Consider the following 4558-nt stretch of genomic DNA (forward strand, 5'->3'; position numbering starts at 1 on the left):
GTATGACCACACTCTACGATTGAGACACATCTCGACCAAAACCAGCGTAAGGTCAAGAAAACACACCTCGGAGAGGTGGAATATTGGTAGAAAAGAATAGATAAACGAGGAAACGACCTCGGATGAGGTCACACAATAGGAAACATCGCCTTCTTTTTGGATTTTTTCTACCCAGTGATCCAATATGAATTGATATTCGACCTCATCCGAGGTCGTTTTAACTCCTAATAAACATCGTTCTACCAATAGATGACCTCTACTGAGGTCAAGACACATAAATGTGTCCCAACCGTATGATCGCATTGGTACGATTAGCCCCTCGTTCGTATAATCGCACTGGTACGATTGGGTGCTTGGTGCGAAAATACGCTGACTTCTGATTTTGGTGCGAGTAGACGTTGCAGCGCAACGTCTCTACAGGGCAATAATAAACCGCGTCCAACCATCCTCGTCGGTGGCCAACGAAAATTGATAATCGTGATTGGTCAAAATTTCGCGGACGAGGGTCAACCCAATACCCTGCCCGTTGGGTTTGGAGGTAAAAAATGGGGTAAAGATGCCCGCGGCAGCTTCTTGATTCAACCCTGGCCCATTGTCAGCGATAATGATTTGACGGGGCCGTTCGGTTAAGATCAGTTGAACTTCTCCATCCTGGCTCACGCTTTCCAGCGCATTTTTCACCACATTTACTAAAACTTGTTCCAATTGATTGGAATCAGCAGAGATAAACTGTGAAGGTGGAATCATTTCCGACTTCCGACTTCCAACTTCCGACTTTAACAAGGGCAACTCCGGCACCCTGCCAGCAAGGTACCCCAATCGGAAACTGGTATTTTGCTGTTGGGCCTGAGCCTGAAAAAGTGTCGCAATTTGTGGTAACACCTGACTGAGATCGATCCGCTCCCGCTGAGGATCTGGCAAGCGGACGACATCGGCGAAGTTGCGCATAAAAACATTCAACTGGTGATTCCGCTTGCTAGCGATGGGCAAGCTTTCGCGAACATCTATCACCCACTGCTCGTCGATTTCCTCTTCCGAAACAGTAAGAGTATCCAACAGGGCATTAATTGCACCAATGCTATTATTCACCTCATGGGCCATCATCCGTATGACTTTGCCATATGCTCGTTTCTCGGCTGCCAGTATTTCCCCGGTAAGGGTCTGAATCTGCACAAACTTCCGTTGAAAGCCACGATCAATAAAAGCACTTACTTCCAGTCGGTAATGGTTGGCACCCTCGATAATAATGGGTAAAGAATCGCCCAAGGCCAGGTCAAAAGCAGCACTCAACAAGGGGTGTTCCTCATCACTACTACTAGGGTCAAAACCAATGATTTGGCGGGCTGCAGGATTGGTTTCCGTAATGTTCCCATCATAGTCCATGATCAGGATGCCGCTGGGGGAGGCTTCAATCAGCTTGCGCAAAAAATAATGCTGCTCCTGTAACAAGGTTCGCTCCTCCCGCAGAGTATCGATCATGTTGTTATAGGTCGCTACCAGTGCGTCTACTTCACGGGCGCCGGTGAGCCGATATTTAACACTAAAATCGCGGTCTTGCAAGGCACTTTTCCCACCGCTGATCAAATCCAAAGGGCGGCGAAAATGCCGATACACACGGTAAGCAAACACAAGGGATAAAAGTAGCCCCAACTGCGCCAGCATAAACCAGTAATAGGTTTCGTGCAACAAAAAATAAGCCGCTACCAATAGCAGTGAATGCCAAACAATGACCAGCCCCCAATAATAGAACCTAAGACGCATGATCGATGCCGAATTTTTGCAAACGCCGGTAAAGGGCCGAGCGTGTAATCCCTAATGATTTGGCTGCTGCCGTAATATTATTTTCATGAATAGACAAAGCTCTCTTGATGGCCGTCAACTCCATTTCCTCCAAAGAGATATCGCCACTTAAAAAGGAAATCTCTCCGGAAGTTTCACTGTTGGACGAGAGGTGCCTTGCGAAATCTTCGGCGGTCAGGAGGTTTGTCTTGGATAACAAAACAGTACGCTCCACCACGTTTTTCAGCTGCCGAATATTCCCAGGAAAAGCCTGCCGCTTCAGCCACTCCCGAGCGCTTGAGTCCAATTCCAGGCCACTGCGTTCGTAGGTTTGCTCCAGCCGTTGGAGGAAGTGCTCTACCAGCAAGGGGATATCTCCGGGGCGCTGCCGCAGTGGTGGCAGATGCAGGGTAATCAGGTTGATCCGATAGAGGAGGTCTTCCCGAAAGCTACCTTGTCGCACCAGGTTTTCCAACTGCTTATTGGTAGCCGAAATCACGCGTACATCTACCCGCTGCTGCTGGTTGCTTCCCAGCACTTCAAACGTCTGCTCTTGTAGTACGCGCAGCAATTTCACCTGATTCGCCGCTGGCAAATCTCCTATTTCATCAAGAAAAATGGTTCCACCGTTGGCAAACGCAAACCGGCCTTCTCTATCTGTTCGGGCATCCGTAAACGCCCCTTTAACGTGGCCAAACATTTCGCTTTCAAAAAGAGAAGCAGGGATACCACCCAGATTCACTTTAACAAAAGCCTCGTCAGCACGTTTACTCCCAGCATGGATGGCCTCAGCAATCAATTCTTTACCTGTTCCGCTTTCTCCCGTGATGAGCACACTGGCGTTGGTGGGCGCAATTTGGCGAGCCGTATCCAACACCTCCAACAGTACGGGGTCTTTGCCGATGATATGATCAAAATCCAGTAATTTGTCCGCTCCGATTCGAGAACCTGCTTGCGCCAAAATTCCCCGGATAGAACGAATCAAATCCTTATTATCCCAAGGCTTGGCCATAAAATCACGCGCCCCCAGCTTCATCCCTTCTACTGCCAACTGCACCGTTGCCCATCCCGTAAGTAAGATGACGGGCAAGCGCGGATTTGCAGCCAGCAACTCCTTGAGCAGCGACAAGCCTTGCCGCCCAGAGGTATCAACGGTAAAGTTCATATCCAATAGGACCACATCCGGTTGCAGCTCGTTTACCCGCTGGGGAGCTGTACGAAACAGTTGTACACTTTCAGCACGAAAGCCCGCGCGCCGCATGACCACCCGCAAAGCGGCGCATACTGCTTCATCATCGTCTATTATCAGGATCAGTGGTTCCATGAGGGTGAAGGTAAATGTTTTCGCTAGTGTAAAGGTGCAAAAAAGTCGGAAAGCGGAAGTGGGAAGTCGGAAGTTGGGATTGATCTTAATTGTTGAGTGATCCTACTGGCGAAATCAAATATTTCCGATTTCCCACTTCCCACCTCCGACTTCGATCAATTATTCCTCATGCAGCGCCTGTGCTGGATGAATACCTGCGGCCTGCCGGCTGGGCGTAACCGCGCAGCCCAATACGACCAAACTTATTAGCATCATGGTGGCCAAAATCGACCAGTAGAAATTATTTGGCGGTATTTCGACAATATTCAACAACGGGAATTGAACGGCCAGGATCGCAGCCAAGAGCATCCCTGCAAAAGCCACGATAAATACTTCGAGCGTAAACTGGCTGGTTATCTCTCCTTTTGTTGCCCCCAGCGCACGCCGCAAGCCTATCTCTGCCCGACGTTTATTGATGCTGTAATAGAGCACCCCAAAGAGGCCTAGGGCAATGTTTAAGATCAGAAAACCACAAATCGACAAGCCCGCGATGAGCGGAATCCAAGTGAGGCGACTAGTACGCTCGCGGCGAGCATCCAACGAAAGAATCACAAAATCACGCCGCTTGGTGATACGTGCCAGGCCTTCGTTGAGCTTGGCTTCAAATTCAGCTGGTGTATTCGGAAACAACTTGATTTGAATGCTATTCAAATCTTCGTGATGAAGTGGCCTAAGCAAGAAAGTCAAAGGAATTTCTTCTGAAAACTCGTCTTGGTATTTAAAATGTTTCGCGACACCTACAATCTTGTTTTCGCCATCAAGCGTAAATAGAGAATCTACAACAGATTTATCCGGATAGTAAGTCTCCTTCAACTTTTGATTGATTATGACTGGAGGATAAGTTCCAGAATAATCTCCTTCCTCAAACCAGCGTCCTTCCAGCATTTCGATCCGAGCAGTTTCCTGGTAGTATTCATCGGTAGGAAAGATAGCTGTTTGCATGTAAAAGCCATTGTCATCATTACCCCACGACCACATCGAGCCAGAAAAAGGTGTGATGCCAGAGAGAAATGACATAGATTCCACTTCTGGGTAACTTTCAATTTCACGGCGGAGTTGTTGGCGCATCTCCAGCAAAGCCAGCGAATCCATTTCCTGATCCACCTGCAAGTTAACCAATAGGGTATCTTCGGTTTCAAAACCAAGTGGTGATTGATAAATGCGCAGGTAATATATCGTAAACGTAAAAACTGCGAAGAGAATCAAAAACGCTACGAATATCTCCAGGAGCATCAGCACGTTATTGCGCTTTTTATTCCAAACCAGGGTAAGAATATGCTTGATCATAATTGGTTACTTTTTAAAACGTCCGCAATTTGTAAACGCGATACCTTCCAAGCAGGTAGCAGGCCCGAGATAATCCCAAAACAGAGGCAAATGAGGATACTGTAGGCAAATACCCTCAGGTTGAAACCT

At 47.9% G+C, this 4558-nt stretch carries 4 protein-coding genes; all 4 read right to left on the reverse strand.

The features are described from left to right. Positions 1-303: hypothetical protein (locus ACRBG0_RS21750; RefSeq protein WP_431488954.1), on the reverse strand; the 303-nt coding region annotated here is incomplete at its 3' end. A 111-nt stretch (positions 304-414) separates the two neighbouring features. Beyond that, positions 415-1761, reverse strand: a complete 1347-nt coding sequence (locus ACRBG0_RS21755; RefSeq protein ID WP_431488955.1) for a sensor histidine kinase — start codon at positions 1759-1761, stop codon at positions 415-417. Continuing rightward, entirely contained in the window at positions 1751-3103 is a 1353-nt protein-coding gene (locus tag ACRBG0_RS21760) for a sigma-54-dependent transcriptional regulator (protein WP_431488956.1), read from the reverse strand. The genes ACRBG0_RS21755 and ACRBG0_RS21760 overlap by 11 nt, the downstream gene beginning before the upstream one ends. Positions 3104-3262: 159 nt before the next feature. Continuing rightward, on the reverse strand, positions 3263-4429 hold the full coding sequence (locus ACRBG0_RS21765; RefSeq protein ID WP_431488957.1) for an ABC transporter permease: 1167 nt from the start codon (positions 4427-4429) through the stop codon (positions 3263-3265). Positions 4430-4558: the final 129 nt, after the last annotated feature.

Source organism: Lewinella sp. (assembly GCF_050633125.1).
Classification (GTDB): domain Bacteria; phylum Bacteroidota; class Bacteroidia; order Chitinophagales; family Saprospiraceae; genus Lewinella.

Bases quoted from the DNA above. Each gene is read 5' to 3' on its own strand.
- ACRBG0_RS21755 (WP_431488955.1), bottom strand. From the start codon at position 1,761: ATGCGTCTTAGGTTCTATTATTGGGGGCTGGTCATTGTTTGGCATTCA.
- ACRBG0_RS21760 (WP_431488956.1), bottom strand. From the start codon at position 3,103: ATGGAACCACTGATCCTGATAATAGACGATGATGAAGCAGTATGCGCC.
- ACRBG0_RS21765 (WP_431488957.1), bottom strand. From the start codon at position 4,429: ATGATCAAGCATATTCTTACCCTGGTTTGGAATAAAAAGCGCAATAAC.